This is a genomic window from Streptomyces sp. NBC_00597 (assembly GCF_041431095.1).
Lineage (GTDB): Bacteria > Actinomycetota > Actinomycetes > Streptomycetales > Streptomycetaceae > Streptomyces.
Window position 1 is genome coordinate 285787 of record NZ_CP107757.1, and the last position, 15988, is coordinate 301774.

15 protein-coding genes and 1 pseudogene are annotated in these 15988 nt (G+C 72.5%); 12 read left to right on the forward strand and 4 right to left on the reverse strand.

Annotated elements, in window-relative coordinates; translation table 11 throughout:
* Positions 1-112: 112 nt before the first annotated feature.
* Positions 113-862 carry an ABC transporter permease gene (locus OG974_RS01170; protein WP_327285824.1) on the forward strand — a complete coding sequence of 250 codons (750 nt, stop codon included), beginning with the start codon at positions 113-115 and terminating at the stop codon, positions 860-862.
* Positions 863-914: 52 nt separating this feature from the next.
* Positions 915-2246, forward strand: coding sequence for an LLM class flavin-dependent oxidoreductase (locus tag OG974_RS01175; protein ID WP_327279089.1), 1332 nt, complete (start codon positions 915-917; stop codon positions 2244-2246).
* Positions 2247-2297: 51 nt separating this feature from the next.
* Here OG974_RS01175 and OG974_RS01180 read toward each other — a convergent pair whose 3' ends face one another.
* Both OG974_RS01180 and OG974_RS01185 read right to left on the reverse strand, forming a co-directional pair.
* Positions 2298-3218 carry an NADP-dependent oxidoreductase gene (locus OG974_RS01180; RefSeq protein WP_327279090.1) on the reverse strand — a complete coding sequence of 307 codons (921 nt, stop codon included), beginning with the start codon at positions 3216-3218 and terminating at the stop codon, positions 2298-2300.
* Between the two features lie 52 nt (positions 3219-3270).
* A pseudogene (locus OG974_RS01185) lies at positions 3271-3984 on the reverse strand (DUF2470 domain-containing protein).
* Positions 3985-4144: 160 nt separating this feature from the next.
* On the opposite strand from OG974_RS01185, the gene OG974_RS01190 reads away from it, so the two are divergent.
* The 4 genes from OG974_RS01190 to OG974_RS01205 all read left to right on the forward strand — a co-directional run bounded on the left by OG974_RS01190 (position 4145) and on the right by OG974_RS01205 (position 6843).
* A complete protein-coding gene (locus OG974_RS01190; RefSeq protein ID WP_327279092.1) occupies positions 4145-4540 on the forward strand; it encodes a cell division protein SepF in 396 nt (131 codons plus the stop codon).
* A 67-nt stretch (positions 4541-4607) separates the two neighbouring features.
* Positions 4608-5861 (forward strand): ATP-binding protein, encoded by a 1254-nt coding sequence (locus tag OG974_RS01195; RefSeq protein WP_327279093.1) that lies wholly within the window; start codon positions 4608-4610, stop codon positions 5859-5861.
* Positions 5845-6234 (forward strand): nucleotide pyrophosphohydrolase, encoded by a 390-nt coding sequence (locus tag OG974_RS01200; RefSeq protein WP_327279094.1) that lies wholly within the window; start codon positions 5845-5847, stop codon positions 6232-6234. Before OG974_RS01195 ends, OG974_RS01200 begins: the two co-directional genes overlap by 17 nt.
* A gap of 123 nt (positions 6235-6357) precedes the next feature.
* Positions 6358-6843, forward strand: a complete 486-nt coding sequence (locus tag OG974_RS01205; protein WP_327279095.1) for a DUF6099 family protein — start codon at positions 6358-6360, stop codon at positions 6841-6843.
* 65 nt (positions 6844-6908) lie between these two features.
* On the opposite strand, the gene OG974_RS01210 is transcribed toward OG974_RS01205, so the two are convergent.
* Positions 6909-7175 (reverse strand): hypothetical protein, encoded by a 267-nt coding sequence (locus OG974_RS01210; protein ID WP_371645089.1) that lies wholly within the window; start codon positions 7173-7175, stop codon positions 6909-6911.
* A 202-nt stretch (positions 7176-7377) separates the two neighbouring features.
* Between OG974_RS01210 and OG974_RS01215 the strand changes: the two genes are divergently transcribed.
* Positions 7378-8301, forward strand: a complete 924-nt coding sequence (locus OG974_RS01215) for an LLM class F420-dependent oxidoreductase (RefSeq protein ID WP_327279096.1) — start codon at positions 7378-7380, stop codon at positions 8299-8301.
* A gap of 16 nt (positions 8302-8317) precedes the next feature.
* Positions 8318-9217: a homocysteine S-methyltransferase gene (gene mmuM / locus OG974_RS01220; protein ID WP_327279097.1), complete on the forward strand. Its 900-nt coding sequence runs from the start codon at positions 8318-8320 to the stop codon at positions 9215-9217.
* Positions 9218-9240: 23 nt separating this feature from the next.
* On the opposite strand, the gene OG974_RS01225 is transcribed toward mmuM, so the two are convergent.
* Positions 9241-9663 carry a hypothetical protein gene (locus OG974_RS01225; RefSeq protein ID WP_329314840.1) on the reverse strand — a complete coding sequence of 141 codons (423 nt, stop codon included), beginning with the start codon at positions 9661-9663 and terminating at the stop codon, positions 9241-9243.
* Positions 9664-9877: 214 nt separating this feature from the next.
* Here OG974_RS01225 and OG974_RS01230 point away from each other — a divergent pair, with 214 nt between their 5' ends.
* The 4 genes from OG974_RS01230 (at position 9878) to OG974_RS01245 (ending at position 15955) form a co-directional block, all read left to right on the forward strand.
* Complete coding sequence (locus OG974_RS01230) at positions 9878-11383, forward strand: 3' terminal RNA ribose 2'-O-methyltransferase Hen1 (RefSeq protein ID WP_371645092.1); 1506 nt, start codon at positions 9878-9880, stop codon at positions 11381-11383.
* A complete protein-coding gene (locus tag OG974_RS01235; RefSeq protein ID WP_371645093.1) occupies positions 11380-13953 on the forward strand; it encodes a polynucleotide kinase-phosphatase in 2574 nt (857 codons plus the stop codon). Before OG974_RS01230 ends, OG974_RS01235 begins: the two co-directional genes overlap by 4 nt.
* Positions 13954-14160: 207 nt before the next feature.
* Positions 14161-14628: a hypothetical protein gene (locus tag OG974_RS01240; RefSeq protein ID WP_327279101.1), complete on the forward strand. Its 468-nt coding sequence runs from the start codon at positions 14161-14163 to the stop codon at positions 14626-14628.
* 100 nt (positions 14629-14728) lie between these two features.
* A complete protein-coding gene (locus OG974_RS01245; RefSeq protein WP_327279102.1) occupies positions 14729-15955 on the forward strand; it encodes an arginine deiminase in 1227 nt (408 codons plus the stop codon).
* Positions 15956-15988: the final 33 nt, after the last annotated feature.

Genomic DNA, 15988 nt, shown 5'->3' on the forward strand with positions numbered 1-15988 from the left:
CGCCCGGGCGGCGGGCTCCGCCGGGTCCGTACGGGGACCTGCCGCGGCCCCGGGGGCGGAGCCGGGGTCCGCCGGCGTCCGCCCGGCCAGGGGCGCGGCCTTCGGGCGGTGGCTGCGGGCCGGGGTGCTGCGGTCCGCCGCGCTCCTCGCCCTCCTCGCCCTCTGGGAGACCGCGCCCCGGCTCGGCCTCGTCGACGCCACGTTCCTCCCGCCGGTCAGCGAGGTCGCCCAGGCCTGGTGGGGGCTGCTGCTGGACGGCCAACTCGGCGAGCACGCCCGCGCCAGCCTCGTCCGCTCCTTCGGCGGCTTCGGCATCGCCGTCGTCGTCGCCGTCCCGCTCGGCCTGCTCATCGGCTGGTACCGCCCCGTCGCGGCGCTGCTCGGCCCGCTGCTGGAGGTGTTCCGCAATACGGCGGCCCTCGCGCTGCTACCGGTGTTCGTGCTGCTGCTCGGCATCGGGGAGACCTCGAAGGTCTCCATCGTCGTCTACGCCTGCGTCTGGCCGATCCTGCTGAACACGATCAGCGCCGTCGGCAACGCCGATCCGACCCTGGTCAAACTCGCCCGGTCCATGAACCTGTCCACGCCGAGGCTCTTCCAGAAGGTGATCCTGCCCTCGTCCGTGCCGGCCATCTTCACCGGCATCCGGCTGGCCGGCGCCGTCTCGATCCTGGTCCTGGTCGCCGCCGAGATGATCGGCGCCAAGGCGGGCCTCGGCTATCTGATCAATGCCTCGCAGTTCAACTTCGCGATCCCGCAGATGTACGCGGGCATCGTCACCATCTCCGCCATCGGCGTGGCCTTCAACCAGCTGTTGGTCACGATCGAACGCCGCCTCAGCGTGTGGCGCGTCCCCGCCTGACGTCCCGCCGCCCTTCTTCTCCGCGATTCCCTCCGAGCCGAGGAACACCACCATGACCGCATCCCGGACCCTCCACCTCAACGCCTTCCTCATGAACGCGGGCCACCACGACGCCGCCTGGCGCCATCCAGGAAGCAGCCCCGAGCGGGTCACCGATCTGCGGTACTTCCAGGAGCTGGCCCGCACCGCCGAGCGGGGGCGGCTCGACTCCGTCTTCTTCGCCGACGGGCTCGCCCTCTGGGGCAAGGCCCGCTACAACGCCCTCGGCGGGTTCGAGCCGCTCACCCTGCTCTCCGCCATCGCCGCCGTGACCGAGCACATCGGGCTCATCGCCACCGTCTCCACCACCTTCAACGAGCCGTTCCACCTCGCCCGAAAGTTCGCCTCCCTCGACCACATCAGCAACGGGCGCGCCGGCTGGAACATCGTCACCTCCGGCACCGTCGACGAGGCCCGCAACTTCGGCCAGGACGAGCACCTGGAGCACGGCCTGCGGTACGACCGCGCCCGCGAGTTCCTCGACGTCGCCACCAAGCTCTGGGACAGCTGGGAGGACGACGCGATCGTCCTCGACAAGGAGCGCGGCATCTACGCCGACACCGACAAGCTCCACCCCGCCGCCCACCGCGGCGAGTACTTCGGCGTGGCCGGCCCGCTCAACGTGCCCCGCTCCCCGCAGGGCCACCCGCTCCTCGTGCAGGCCGGCTCCTCCGAGGACGGCAAGGAGTTCGCCGCCCAGTACGCTGAGGCCGTCTTCACCGCCCAGCAGACCCTCGCCGACGGGCAGACCTTCTACAAGGACCTCAAGTCGCGCCTCGCGAAGTACGGCCGGTCCGAGTCCGACCTGCTGGTCCTGCCCGGCATCGCCCCCGTCATCGGCTCCACCGAGGCCGAGGCGAAGGCCCTGGAGCAGGAGCTCACCGACCTCCAGGTGCCGGAGTACGGGCTCGCCCAGCTCTCCGGCATGCTCGGGGTCGACCTCACCGGCTTCCCGCTCGACGGCCCGCTGCCGGAGCTCCCCGAGGAGCGGGACATCAACGGCAACAAGAGCCGCTTCACGCTCGTGGCCGAACTGGCCCGCCGCGACGGCCTCACCCTGCGCGAGCTGATCGCCCGCCTCGGCGCCGGCCGCGGACACCGCGTCTTCGCCGGTACGCCCGAGCAGATAGCGGACCAGCTGGAGGAGTGGTTCACGCAGGGCGCCGCCGACGGATTCAACATCATGGCGCCCGTGCTGCCCACCGGTCTGACCGCCTTCGTCGATCACGTCGTGCCGATCCTCCAGCGGCGCGGCCTGTTCCGCACCGAGTACACCGGTACGACGCTGCGCGAGAACTACGGCCTCCCGCGCCCGGCGAACCGGTACGCGGAGGCTGCCTCGTAACTGCACGGCCGGGCCGCCGGAGTCCCGCACTCCGGCGGCTCCCGCGCGTTCTCAGACCGTCAGGACGATCTTGCCGCGCGTGCGGCCCGCCGCGCTGAGCTCCCAGGCCTTCGCGGCCTCGGCGAGCGGCAGCGCGTGCTCCACGTTGACCGTGAGCCGGCCCGCGTCGGCGAGTTCGGCGAGGAACGTCAGGTCGGCGGTGTCCGGGCGCACCCACAGCTGGTGCGCACCCTTGGCGGCGGCCTGGTGGTCGGCGATGGAGACCACCCGGCCGCGCTCCTTGACGAGCGACTGGAGGACGTCGACGGCGCCGTCCCCGAAGAAGTCCAGGCCCGCGTCGACGCCCTCGGGGGCCAGCTCGCGGATCCGGTCCGCCATCCCCTCCCCGTACAGGACGGGCTCGGCGCCGAGCGAGCGCAGGTAGTCGTGGTTGTGCGCGCCGGCCGTGCCGATGACGCGCAGGCCGAGCGCGACGGCGATCTGCACGCCGAAGGAGCCGGTGCCGCCCGCCGCGGAGTGGATGACGACGCTCTCGCCGGCCTTGACGCCCACGCGGGTCAGGGACTGGTACGCGGTGAGGCCGGCCAGCGGGAGGCCGGCGGCCTGCTCGAAGCTCAGCTCGCGCGGCTTGCGGGCCAGCGTCCGGACGGGGGCGCTGACCAGTTCGGCGTAGGTGCCGAGCTCGACCCACTCCTTGCGGACGTACCCGTAGACCTCGTCGCCGACGGCGTGGTCGAAGGTGTCGGGGCCGACGGCCTCGACGACTCCGGCGACGTCCCAGCCGGGTATGACGGGGTAGCGGACTTCGAAGAGCGGGTCGGCGTATCCGGCGGCGATCTTCCAGTCGACCGGGTTGACGCCGGCGGCCTTGACCCGGACCAGCACCTCGCCGGGCCCGACCTTGGGCTGCGGTACGTCAACGAGCGTGAGGTTCGCGGGAGTTCCGTATGCGTTGTACGTGATTGCCTTCATGATCGTCCCCAACGGGGCCGCACCCGCGCCTATTCCGTACGGGGCGCCCTTCTCACGCGGGCAGGCTGTTGCGGTGCGAGCGCCGCCGGGCCGCACTGAACAGGGCCTGGATCTGCACCCCGGACTGTTCGACGTCGTCGAGCGGGGAGGGGAAGGGCAGCCGTGCGTCGCGGTGGCCGCGCAGCTGTTCCAGGCGCAGGGTGATCCCGTACCGGTCCATGGCGAGCGGCAGGACGCGGACGACGGGCGCGGCGGGCAGCGGCCGGACCAGGCGCAGGAGCAGGGTGACGAGTTCGGCGTGGTCATCGACGAGGTGCGTGAGCATGCCGGACTCGTACGGGGCGAGCGGGTCGGGGCGGGCCGCGTCGAGTTCTTCGAGGCCGACGTACGAGCGGCCCTCCGCGGTCTCCAGGACGGCCCGGCCGAATTCCATTCACGTGGAGTCGGCGCCTTCGTCCGTGTAGGGCGTGAGCAGGCGGCCCGTGATCGTGACGCGGGCGCGCACCCGGTCCCGTACGGGGGTGGGGGCGACGTCGGTGAACTCCAGCCGGATCGAGGGCCGGTGCCCGCGGTCGCCGCCCGGCTCGGCGGGGTGCAGGTGCAGGCGGCCCATCGGGTCGCTCCCGTCGAGGTGGCGGACCTCGCTGCTCAGTCCGTCGGTGACCACGGTCATGGAGTGGGCGGCGGCCAGGACGGACCGGACCCGCTCGGCGTCGGTGGGCCGGCCGGTGGCCGGGGTGGCGGGGGCAGCACCGGACATGCACATGCGGATCTCCATCGTCCTGGGCGAGTGACTTAGGTATGCCTAACCTAACTCATTCGCTTCTGTAGGTGTACCCCGTGTCGCTCGTGTCGTTGTTGGGCTGAACGGGTGAAACGCGAGAGGATGGGGGGATGCACATGAAGCGCACGGCCGAGGCGGCCCGGTGAGCAGGTACGACGTCACGGACGAACAGTGGGAGGGGCTCGCGCAGGTGGTCCCCCTGCGCAGTCGCAACGAGTGGCCCTCCCGGGTGGACCACCGCACGATCCCCACCGCGCCGGGAGCAGCCGCGGCGGAACAGCGGCGCTTCGTCGTGATCCGGGTCCAGGTCTTCGCCGACGCCCGGGAGGTGGCCGAGTACCTGATCGCACAGATCCCGGTGCTGCTCGACCTCACCGGCGCGGACACCGAAGTGGCCAAGCGGATCCTCGACTTCAGCAGCGGCGTGGTCTTCGGGCTGGGCAGCGGGATGCACCGGGTCGACCGCAACGTCTTCCTGCTGGCGCCCGTCGGGACCGAGGTCGAGGGGATCGCGGCCGCTGCCGTCCCCCGATCGTAGGAAGGTCGCCTCGACGGAACGGTTCGCCGGGCCCACCGGGGGTCCGGCGGCCCGTACCGTCCGGCGCATGGACGCCACCCTGAACCCGCCGGGGGCCACGCCCCCCGCCCCCCTCGACTTAGCCGCCCCCGCCGACCCGGCCGCCCCCGCCCCACCGCCCGCAGCGCCGTCCGCCGGGAACGGGGTGCAGTACCGGCCCGTCGTGAGCGAGTTGCGGCTTTCCGCCTTCGGGGTGCATCGCGGCGCCGTCTTCGGCATCGGACCCGTGACCCTCTTCGCCGGGCCCAGCGGCAGCGGCAAGTCCCAGGTCCTGGCCGCCTACGAGGCGCTGGCCGCGCTCGGGGCCGGAACCACCCTGGAGGAGGCCTTCCCCGATCCGCGGGGCCGGATCCCCGACCGGGCGCTGCCCGACGGGCAGGGGCGGCGCGGATTCCGCATCGGCTGCACCGTCGACGGCCCCGCGGGGCCCGTCCGCCTCGACCTCGCGGTACAGGCCGAGCCCACGCTCCGCATCGTCGGCGAACGGCTCTCGGCGGACGGTCAGATCCTGCTCGCCACCGCCCTGCGCGACCCCGGCCGGCAGTCCGTACAGGCCTCCTGGCTGACCGGCGGCGCCGTCGGCGTCACCCGGGCCCCCCTCCCCGATGACCGGCTCGGCACCGCGCTGCTCCCGCTGCGCGTGGCCGGCGCCACGGCCGGGCAGCGGCAGGTCCTGGCGGCCGCCGAGCAGGTGGTGGTGGCGCTGCGCTCGGTGTTTCCCTGCGACCCGCGCCCCGACCGGATGCGCGCACCCGTCCCGCCGGGCGAGGGCCGGCTGCTGGGCGACTGCGCCAACCTGGCCGACGTCCTGCGCCGGACCCGTCACGAGTGCGGCACCCGCCACGCGCTGCTGGCCGCGGCGGCGCGGACCGGCTGCGCGGGCCCGGTGCAGGGGCTGGACGTACGGGCTCCCGCACAGGGCCCGGTGACGGCGCTGCTGGACCGCGGCTCCGCCGCACCCGCCACCGAACTGGGCCGGCTCGGCTCGGGGGAGCTCCGCTTCCTCGCGCTGGCGCTGGTCCTGCTGACCGGCCCCGGGGTGCTGGCCATGGACCCGGCCGCCGAACTGCTCTCCGCCCGGCAGGCGCTGACCGTCCTCGCCGACGGCTTCGACCGCGGCCTGGACGGCCGGCAGAGCGCCGAACTGCTGCGGCTGGCCCTGCTGTCCTGCGGTCGGGGCCATGTCCGCCTGGCGGCGGCGGTGGGCCGGGAGACGGCTGCAGCCGCCCGTGTGACCCCGGGGGTCACGGTGGTAGACCTGACGCATGAGCGATGCGCATGACACCGAGACCTCCCCGGCGAGCCGTGAGCGGCTGTACCGGCTTCAGCGGCGGCTGGCCGAGTTCGCCGCCGCGCGCGGGTGGGAGCCCTACCACACGCCCAAGAACCTGGCCGTGGCGCTGAGCGTGGAAGCGGCCGAACTGGTCGAAATCTTCCAGTGGCTGACGCCGGAACAGTCGGCGAAGGTCATGGAGAAGCCGGAAACCGCACACCGCGTGGCCGATGAGGTCGCCGACGTACTGGCGTATCTGCTGCAATTCTGTGAGGTTCTCGGGGTGGATGTGCTGGATGCGCTCGCCGCGAAGATCGAGAGGAACGAGCTCCGCTTCCCGGTGACCGGGGCTCCGACGTCCCAATGTCACTCTTCGGAGTGATGGCGTCGTCCGCAACCATGTTTGTGTCCATAGATTTCCGAATACCCCTGGCTTTACTGGCCCATTGCCCTCACTCTGGGTAGTGGTGAGGATGGTGGATGTCGTGCGGACGGGGGACGGCATATGGATGCGGTACGGCTCATCGCGGCCGGCCGGCACGCGCTGGCACAGAGCGGGGCGGCGATGGACATCGTGGGCGAGGCCTGGCAGGCACAGGCGCTCGCGCAGGGGATGGGGAGCTGGTTGGCGGTCACCGGGCCGCCGGAGCTGAGATCGGAGGCACGGGGACTGGGTGAAGCGGGGGGCAGGGGCTGTGGGGTGCTCGACAGAGCGGCCCTGCGAGGAGAGGGTAGAGCGCCCGACTATCCGCCGAGAGCCGCGCAGCTGACCGGGGTGGCGGATGTCCGCCAGGCTCTGCTCGGACTGCAGGCGCTGCTCGGTGAAGTGGGCATAGCCCTGGTCGGGGTGGCCTGTGCGACCGATGACGAAGGCCTGTACTGGCAGTGCATGGAGTCCATCGACGCGGTCGACGAATCGAGCGACCGGGTCCGGGCGGTCCTGCGCAGGCTGACCGTCCGCGAACGGGGGTCAGCCTCCGGCGTGGCCTGACGGCAGGCCGGAGGGACGGGACCGGGGTCCCGCCGCGCGCGACGGGACCCGCACGGTCATTGCGGTCAGTACGACCGGTACGACGGGCGCTCACTCTCAGGAGTAAGGCTGCCCGCGGTCGGCGGTGTGCCGGGGGCGCGGTCCGTGGAGGGCTGGAGGTCGGCATCGAGCTGCGACAAGTCGGCGTTCAGCGCCGCCATCAGCTCTTCCATCTGCTGGAGCAGGCCCTTCGGTGCACCGTCCTGGGCGGCCGCCGCGGGCTCCTGGCGTGCACGGTCGTCTGCTGCCTGTCCGGTCTGTCCGGTGTGCTCGGGCACGGACTCGTGAGACATGGCGGCCTCCTCGGCCCTGGCCCTTCCAAGGCGGAAGGGGGCGGTGGACGCACCGGCGAGGGGCCGGCCGGCGCGCGGGCCGGGCGGTCCGGCTCCGTCCGAGCCAACGATCTCCATCCTGGCTGGTCACTGGCCGGGCCGGGGCGGCCCGGCCGGTTGACGTAGCTTCACCCTGCCGGGGTGGGAGGGGCAGGATGGAGTCATGGACCTCCGAATTTTCACCGAGCCCCAGCAGGGCGCGAGCTACGACACCCTCCTGACCGTCGCCAAGGCCACCGAGGACCTGGGCTTCGACGCGTTCTTCCGGTCCGACCACTATCTGAAGATGGGGTCGGCGGACGGACTGCCCGGACCCACCGACGCCTGGATCACGCTCGCGGGCCTGGCCCGGGAGACGCGGCGGATCCGCCTCGGCACGCTGATGACGGCCGGCACCTTCCGGCTGCCCGGGGTGCTCGCCATCCAGGTGGCCCAGGTCGACCAGATGTCCGGCGGCCGGGTCGAACTCGGCCTGGGAGCAGGCTGGTTCGAAGACGAGCACAAGGCGTACGGCATCCCCTTCCCGGCGGAGCGGATGGCCCGGCTGGAAGAGCAGCTGGCCATCGTCACCGGTCTGTGGGCGACCGAGCCCGGCGCCACGTTCGACTATGCGGGCGCCCACTACCAGGTGGAGAAGTCCCCGGCCCTGCCCAAGCCGGCCCAGGCCAAGGTGCCCGTGCTCATCGGCGGCCACGGTGCGAAGCGGACCCCGCGCCTGGCCGCCCGGTACGCGGACGAGTTCAACATGCCGTTCGCGTCGATCACGGACAGCGAGCGACAGTTCGGCCGGGTGCGCCGGGCGGCCGAGGAGGCCGGGCGGGAGGCCGACGACCTCGTCTACTCCAACGCCCTCGTCGTGTGCGTCGGCAAGGACGACGCCGAGGTGGCCCGCCGCGCCGAGGCCATCGGCCGGGACGTGGAGGAGCTCAAGGCCAACGGCCTGGCCGGCTCCCCGGCCGAGGTCGTGGAGAAGATCGGCGCCTACGCGGCCGTCGGCAGCTCCCGCGTCTACCTCCAGCTGCTCGACCTCGACGACCTGGACCACCTGGAGCTGATCTCGGCCCAGGTGCTGTCCCAGCTCGGCTGAGGGAGGCGGACGAACGATGCCCCGCGCGTCCGGCCCGCTCGCCGAAGCCCTGGCCCGCAGGACCGTGCTCCTGGACGGCGGGCTGAGCAACCAGCTCGCCGACCAGGGCTGCGACCTGTCCGGAGACCTCTGGTCGGGGCGGGTGCTCGCCGAGCGGCCGGACGAGGTGGAGGCCGCCCACACGGCGTACGCGCGGGCCGGCGCCGAGGTGCTGATCACCGCGAGCTACCAGGTCGGGTACGAGGCCTTCGCCGCCCACGGCCACGACCGCGCCGCGACCACCGCCCTGCTGCACCGCAGCGTCGCCCTGGCCGCCCGGGCGGCCGGAGCCGCCGACCACGAGGTCTGGGTCGCGGCCTCGGTCGGCCCGTACGGGGCGGTGCTCGCCGACGGCTCCGAATACCGCGGGCGGTACGGGCTGACCGTGCGCGAGCTCGCCGCCTTCCACCGCCCGCGCATCGAGGCCCTGCTCGCGGCGGACCCCGACGTCCTGGCCCTGGAGACCGTCCCGGACGCCGCCGAGGCCGAAGCCCTCATCGGCGTCCTCGCCGGGACCGGCGCCCGCGCCTGGCTGAGCTACACCGTCGCCGGCGCCCGCACCCGCGCCGGCCAGGACCTCCCCGAGGCCTTCGCCCTCGCCGCCGCAGCACCGGAGATCATCGCCCTCGGCGTCAACTGCTGCGACCCGGCGGAGGTCCTGCCCGCACTGGAGGCCGCCGCATCCGTCACCGGCAAGCCGCTCCTGGCCTACCCCAACGACGGCTCCGCCTGGGAAGCGGCCACCGCCACCTGGCACGCCCCGGCCGATCCCGCCCCGTGGCCCGTCGACGCCTGGCGCACCGCGGGCGCCCGCCTGGTGGGCGGCTGCTGCCGCATCGGCCCGTCCCGCATCGCCGAACTGGCCGCCGGGCGGTAACCGCGGGCCGATCCCGACGGCCGCTACGAGCCCCCGAGGTCCCAGCGTTCGCCGAGCACCCCGCCGCCCGAGGTGACGAGGGCGGCCATCTCGGCCTCCACCGCGGCGAGTTCGGCAGGCCGCTCCATCACGGCCAGCTGCTCGCGGTAGTGGACCAGCGAGCTGAGGAGCAGCTGGGTCCGGTCGGGCTCCAGTGCGACCATCCGGCGTGCGGCGGCCACGGACTCGGCGCGCAGGGCGAGCGCTATCCCCGGCCGGTGGGCGAACTCCTGGCGGCCGTACTGGAACAACGCGACCGCGAGCAGGGGCAGATAGGCCAACGGGCTCACCCGGACCAGAACGCGATAGGCGGCGACCCGCCGGGCGACCGGCAGCGTCCCCGATTCCAGGAGCGCCACTCGGGCGCGCAGCACAGCGTCGTGGTTGATGTTCTCCGTGGGATTCATGAGAGAGATTCTGAAAGCCGCACAGGGGGCCAAACAAGGGCAATCGGCTGTGCCCTTCGTCCTACGAAAACGGCCTCTGAGCTGTCATGATGGATACGTCATCACCCCTGCGCCCCCGCGGCGGCGCCCCGCCCGCCGCCGCAGCGCCCGCGAGTGGGCCCGGATGGACAAAATCCGTTGGTCCGACCGGTGATGCCAGCACATACTCGGGCGCATGTTCCTGACGATCTCCACCACCGGCACCGCCGCGGACCCGGCAACTGACCTGGGCTTTCTGCTGCACAAGCACCCGGGGAAGGCGCAGGCGTTCACCACCTCCCACGGCAGCGCCCACGTGTTCTACCCCGAGGCCACGGCCGAGCGCTGCACGGCGGCGCTGCTGTTGGAGGTGGACCCCGTCGCACTCGTGCGGCGCGGTCAGGGCAAGGGGCGCGGCGGAGCGCCGGACGCCGCACTCGCCCAGTACGTCAACGACCGCCCGTACGCGGCCTCCTCGCTGCTCGCCGTCGCGCTCGGCAAGGTCTTCCGCAGTGCGCTGGCGGGCCAGTGCGCGGCCCGCCCGGAGCTGGCGGAGCGGGCCCGCCCGCTGAGGATCGAGATACCGGTGCTGCCCGCACGCGGCGGCGCGGAGCTCGTGCACCGGCTGTTCGATCCGCTCGGCTGGGACCTCGTACGGGCGGAACCGCTGCCGCTCGACGAGGAGTTCCCCGAGTGGGGCGATTCCCGTTACGTACGGCTCGTCCTGGAGGGCGGGCTGCGGCTCGCTGACGCCCTGCGCCAGCTCTACGTCATGCTGCCGGTGCTCGACGACTCCAAGCACTACTGGGTCGCCCCGGACGAGGTGGACAAGCTGCTGCGTGCCGGAGACGGCTGGCTGGCGGCCCACCCCGACAACGCGCTGATCACCTCCCGCTACCTCGCGCGGCACAAGCGGCTCACCCAGGACGCCCTCGACCGCCTGGAGCTGGTCCGCCTGGCCGAGGCCGAGGGCAGCGAGGTGGAGGAGATCGACAACGCGGTCGACGAGAACAGCGACACCGAGGAGCGGCCCGTACCCCTCGCGGTACAGCGCCGCGAGGCGATCCTCACCGCGCTGCGCGCCGCCGGCGCGGCCCGGGTCCTCGACCTCGGCTGCGGACAGGGCCAGCTGGTGCAGGCCCTCCTCAAGGACGTCGCCTTCACCGAGATCGTCGGTGTCGACGTGTCCGTGCGGGCCCTCGCCACGGCCGCCAAGCGGCTGCGGCTGGAGCGGATGGGGGAGCGGCAGAGCAGCCGCGTACAGCTGCTCCAGGGCTCGCTCGCGTACACCGACAAGCGGCTGGCGGGCTACGACGCGGCCGTGCTCAGCGAGGTCATCGAGCACGTGGACCTGCCGCGGCTGCCCGCCCTGGAGTACGCCGTGTTCGGCGCGGCCCGCCCCCGCACGGTCCTCGTCACCACCCCCAACGTCGAATACAACGTCCGCTGGGAATCCCTGCCCGCCGGGCACGTCCGGCACGGCGACCACCGCTTCGAGTGGACCCGCGCGGAGTTCCGCGCCTGGGCCGCGACGGTCGCCGAACGGCACGGGTACGCGGTGGAGTTCACACCCGTCGGCGATGACGACCCGCAGGTCGGCCCGCCGACCCAGATGGCCGTCTTCACGCAGGCCGCCACCCGTGCCACCGACACCACCCGCAGCGACACCACCGAGTCCCCGAAGGAGGGCGAGGCAGCATGACCACCACCGACAGCAAGCGCGTACTTCCCGTCACCGACCTGTCCCTCGTCGTCCTGATCGGGGCCACCGGATCCGGGAAGTCCACCTTCGCCCGCAGGCACTTCAAGCCCACCGAGGTCCTTTCCTCCGACTACTGCCGGGGCCTGGTCGCCGACGACGAGAACGACCAGAGCGCCAGCAAGGCCGCCTTCGAGGTCCTCCACCACATCGCCGGCAAGCGGCTGGAAGCCGGCCGCCTCACCGTCGTCGACGCGACCAGCGTGCAGGCCGAGGCCCGCCGGCAGCTCGTCCAGCTCGCCCGCCAGTACGACGTCCTGCCCATCGCCATCGTCCTCGACATGCCCGAGGAGGTCTGCGCCGAACGCAACGCAGCCCGCCCCGACCGGGCCGGACTGCCCCGCGCCGTCATCCAGCGGCACCGCCGTGACCTGCGCCGCTCGCTGCGCGGACTGGAGCGCGAGGGCTTCCGCAAGGTGCACGTGCTGCGGTCGGTCGAGGAGGCCGACAACGCGGAGGTCGTGCTGGAGAAGCGGTTCAACGACCTCACCCACCTCAGTGGCCCCTTCGACATCATCGGCGACGTCCACGGCTGCTCCTCCGAGCTGGAGACCCTGCTCGGCAAGCTCGGGTACGAGGACGGCGTGCACCCCGAGGGCCGCACCGCGGTCTTCGTCGGCGACCTCGTCGACCGCGGCCCGGACAGCCCCGGCGTACTGCGTCGGGTGATGGGCATGGTCGGCTCCGGCAACGCCCTGTGCGTGCCCGGGAACCACGAGAACAAGCTCGGCCGCTACCTCAAGGGCTCCAAGGTCCAGCGGACCCACGGGCTCGCCGAGACGATCGAGCAGCTGGAGCGGGAGCCGGAGGAGTTCGTCCGGGAGGTGCAGGAGTTCATCCGCGGCCTCGTCAGCCACTACGTGCTAGACGGCGGCAAGCTGGTGGTCTGCCACGCCGGCCTGCCGGAGAAGTACCACGGGCGCACCTCCGGCCGGGTCCGCTCGCACGCCCTGTACGGGGAGACCACCGGCGAGACCGACGAGTTCGGCCTGCCCGTGCGCTACCCGTGGGCCGAGGAGTACCGGGGCAAGGCGGCGGTGGTCTACGGCCACACCCCGGTCCCGAACACGGCCTGGATCAACAACACCATCTGCCTGGACACCGGCGCGGTCTTCGGCGGGAAGATGACCGCCCTGCGTTGGCCCGAGCGCGAACTGGTCGACGTACCCGCCGAGAAGGTCTGGTACGAGCCGATCAAGCCACTCGCCGGCGAGACGCCGGGCGGTCACGACGGGCGGCCGCTCGACCTGGGCGACGTCCAGGGGCGCCGGATCGTCGAGACCCGGCACCTGGGCAACGTCACCGTGCGCGAGGAGAACGCGGCGGCGGCCCTGGAGGTCATGAGCCGCTTCGCGGTGGACCCGCGGCTCGTCCCCTACCTCCCGCCGACCATGGCGCCCACGGCCACCGCGGCCGTGGACGCCCGCGGCGGAGCCGCTGACGAAGGCTTCCTGGAGCACCCGGCCGAGGCCTTCGCCCAGTACCGCAAGGACGGCGTCGCCCAGGTCGTCTGCGAGGAGAAGCACATGGGCTCCCGCGCCACCGTCCTGGTCTGCAAGGACGCCGACGCGGCCCGGGTGCGCTTCGGCGTCGACGGCCCGACCGGCTCCGTCTACACCCGCACCGGCCGGCCCTTCTTCCACGACCCCGAGGTCACCGAGGAGGTCCTCGCCCGGCTCCGCGGCGCCATCACCGACGCGGGCCTGTGGGACGAGCTGGCCACCGACTGGCTGCTGCTGGACGGGGAGCTGCTCCCCTGGTCGCTGAAGTCCACCGGCCTGCTGCGCAACCAGTACGCCGCCGTCGGCGCGGCCTCCCGCGCCGTCTTCCCCGACGCCCTCGCCGCCCTGGCCACGGCCGCCGAACGCGGCATCGACACCGGCGCCCTGCTCGCCCACCAGCGGGACCGGGCCGCCGATGCCAAACGCTTCACCGACGCCTACCGGCGCTACTGCTGGACCACCGACGGGCTGGACGGCGTACGGTTCGCGCCCTTCCAGCTCCTGGCTGCGGCCGGGCGCTCGCTGGCCGCCGTACCGCACGACGAGCAGCTGTTCTGGCTGGACCGGCTCGTCGCCGCGGACGAGGCGGCCGGCACCGGCCTGCTGCGCCGCACCGGCCGGATCCTGGTGGACACCGCCGACGAGGACTCCGTGCGGGCCGGTACCGACTGGTGGCTGGAGTTGACGGCCGCCGGGGGCGAGGGCATGGTCGTCAAACCGCTCCAGGCGTATGCCCGGGACGGCAAGGGCCGCCTGGTCCAGCCCGGTGTCAAGGTGCGCGGCCGCGAGTACCTGCGGATCATCTACGGCCCGGAGTACACGCGTCCGGAGCAGCTGGAGAAGCTGCGCCAGCGGTTCCTGGGGCACAAGCGCTCGCTGGCCCTGCGCGAGTACGCGCTCGGACTGGAGGCCCTGGACCGGCTGGCGGCCGAGGAGCCGCTGTGGCGGGTGCACGAGGCGGTCTTCGCGGTGCTCGCCCTCGAATCGGAGCCGGTCGACCCCAGGTTGTGAGGCGGAGCCCGGCGCGCGGCGCCGCAAAGTCGTAAAGGGGAAGCCCCTGTACGGCCCCGAATTAGGTCGTATGGGGGAACTTTCCCGACGAACGCCGGGAAAACCGCCGGCGGGATCGTTCATCCAGGGGCAGCGGAATGTCCGCGACCCTGGAAGGACGGAACGTCACTTATGAAGATGACCGCGCGCGGAAGCATTGCGGCACTCATGACCTGTATGGCCGCGGCCGGCGCCGCCACCCCGGCCGTGGCCGACTCGGTGCCGGTGGGTGTCCCCCTGGACGCCGTGAAGACCACACTGGGCGTGGACACCCCGCGCGTGGCCACCGCGGTACCGATGCCGATCGTCGGCGCCCCGGACGCTCCCCGGTACCACAAGGGTGATCTGCTCCCCAGCCCGCTCCTCCCGGTGCTGCCGATCAGCACTGAGCTCGGCAACACCCTGGTCGGTGCGCCCGTGCCGAACCTGCTCGGCGACCCGAAGACCGACGGCGAGGGCACCTTGGAGACCCCGGCCACCGATCTGCTCACCCGCACCCCCGGTGCGGTCGTCGGCGCACCGTTGACGCTGCCGAACGGAGCGAACTACGGCATCCCGGACCTGACCACCCCCAAGCTGGGCCTGACCGCCCCGGAGCTGATCGGGGCCCCGTCGGCGCTCCTCGGTCTGCACTGATCCCGCTGGGGCTGCCGGGTCCGCCGGGGCTGCCGGTCGTGCCGGTTCTCCTGAGCGAACGCCACGTCAAAAAGCCGTCCGGTCTGCGAACGTGTATGCCATGGGATTCCATGTCGACTCCGAGACCGGGCGGCTCCGCCGCGTCATCCTCCACCGGCCGGACCTGGAGCTGAAGCGGCTCACACCGAGCAACAAGGACGCGCTGCTCTTCGACGACGTGCTGTGGGTGCGCCGGGCCCGCCAGGAGCACGACGGCTTCGCCGACGTCCTGCGCGACCGCGGTGTGGAGGTGCACCTCTTCGGCGACCTGCTCACCGAGGCCCTGGACATCCCGGAGGCCAGACACCTCGTCCTGAACCGGGTGTTCGACGAGAAGGAGTACGGGCCGCTCGCCACCGACCACCTGCGCGCGGTCTTCGACGGCCTGCCGGCGACCGGGCTGGCCGAGACGCTGGTCGGCGGGATGACCAAGCGGGAGTACTTGGAGCGGCACGCCGAGCCGGTGTCGGTGCGTTTCCACGCCATGGAGTTGGACGACTTCCTGCTGGGGCCGCTGCCCAACCACTTGTTCACCCGGGACACCTCCGCGTGGATCTATGACGGGGTGTCCATCAACGCGATGCGCTGGCCGGCCCGGCAGCGCGAGACGGTGCACTTCGAGGCGATCTACAAGCACCACCCGCTGTTCGCCTCCTCGGGGGCCTTCCACTACTGGTCGCAGGGGCAGGCGGACTACCCGTCGACCATCGAGGGCGGGGACGTCCTCGTCATCGGCAACGGAGCGGTGCTGATCGGGATGAGCGAGCGGACCACGCCCCAGGCGGTGGAGATGCTCGCGCGGGGCCTGTTCGCCGCCGGGTCGGCGAAGACGATCGTGGCGCTGGACATGCCGAAGCGGCGGGCCTTCATGCACCTGGACACGGTGATGACGATGGTGGACGGAGATACGTTCACTCAGTACGCGGGCCTCGGCATGCTGCGCTCCTACACGATCGAGCCGGGGGAGGGCCTGCACGAGCTGAAGGTGACCGACCACCCGCCGGAGCACATGCACCGGGCGATCGCGGCGGCCCTGGGGCTGGATTCGATCCGGGTGCTGACCGCCACGCAGGACGTGCACGCGGCGGAGCGCGAGCAGTGGGACGACGGCTGCAACGTGCTGGCCGTCGAGCCGGGAGTGGTGGTGGCGTACGAGCGGAACGTGACGACCAACACGCACCTGCGCAAGGAGGGGATCGAGGTCATCGAGATCCCGGGCAGCGAGCTGGGGCGGGGCCGGGGCGGGCCGCGGTGCATGAGCTGTCCGGTGGAGCGGGACCCGGCCTGACCTGGAGGGAGACCGCCGAGGGGGCTGTATATC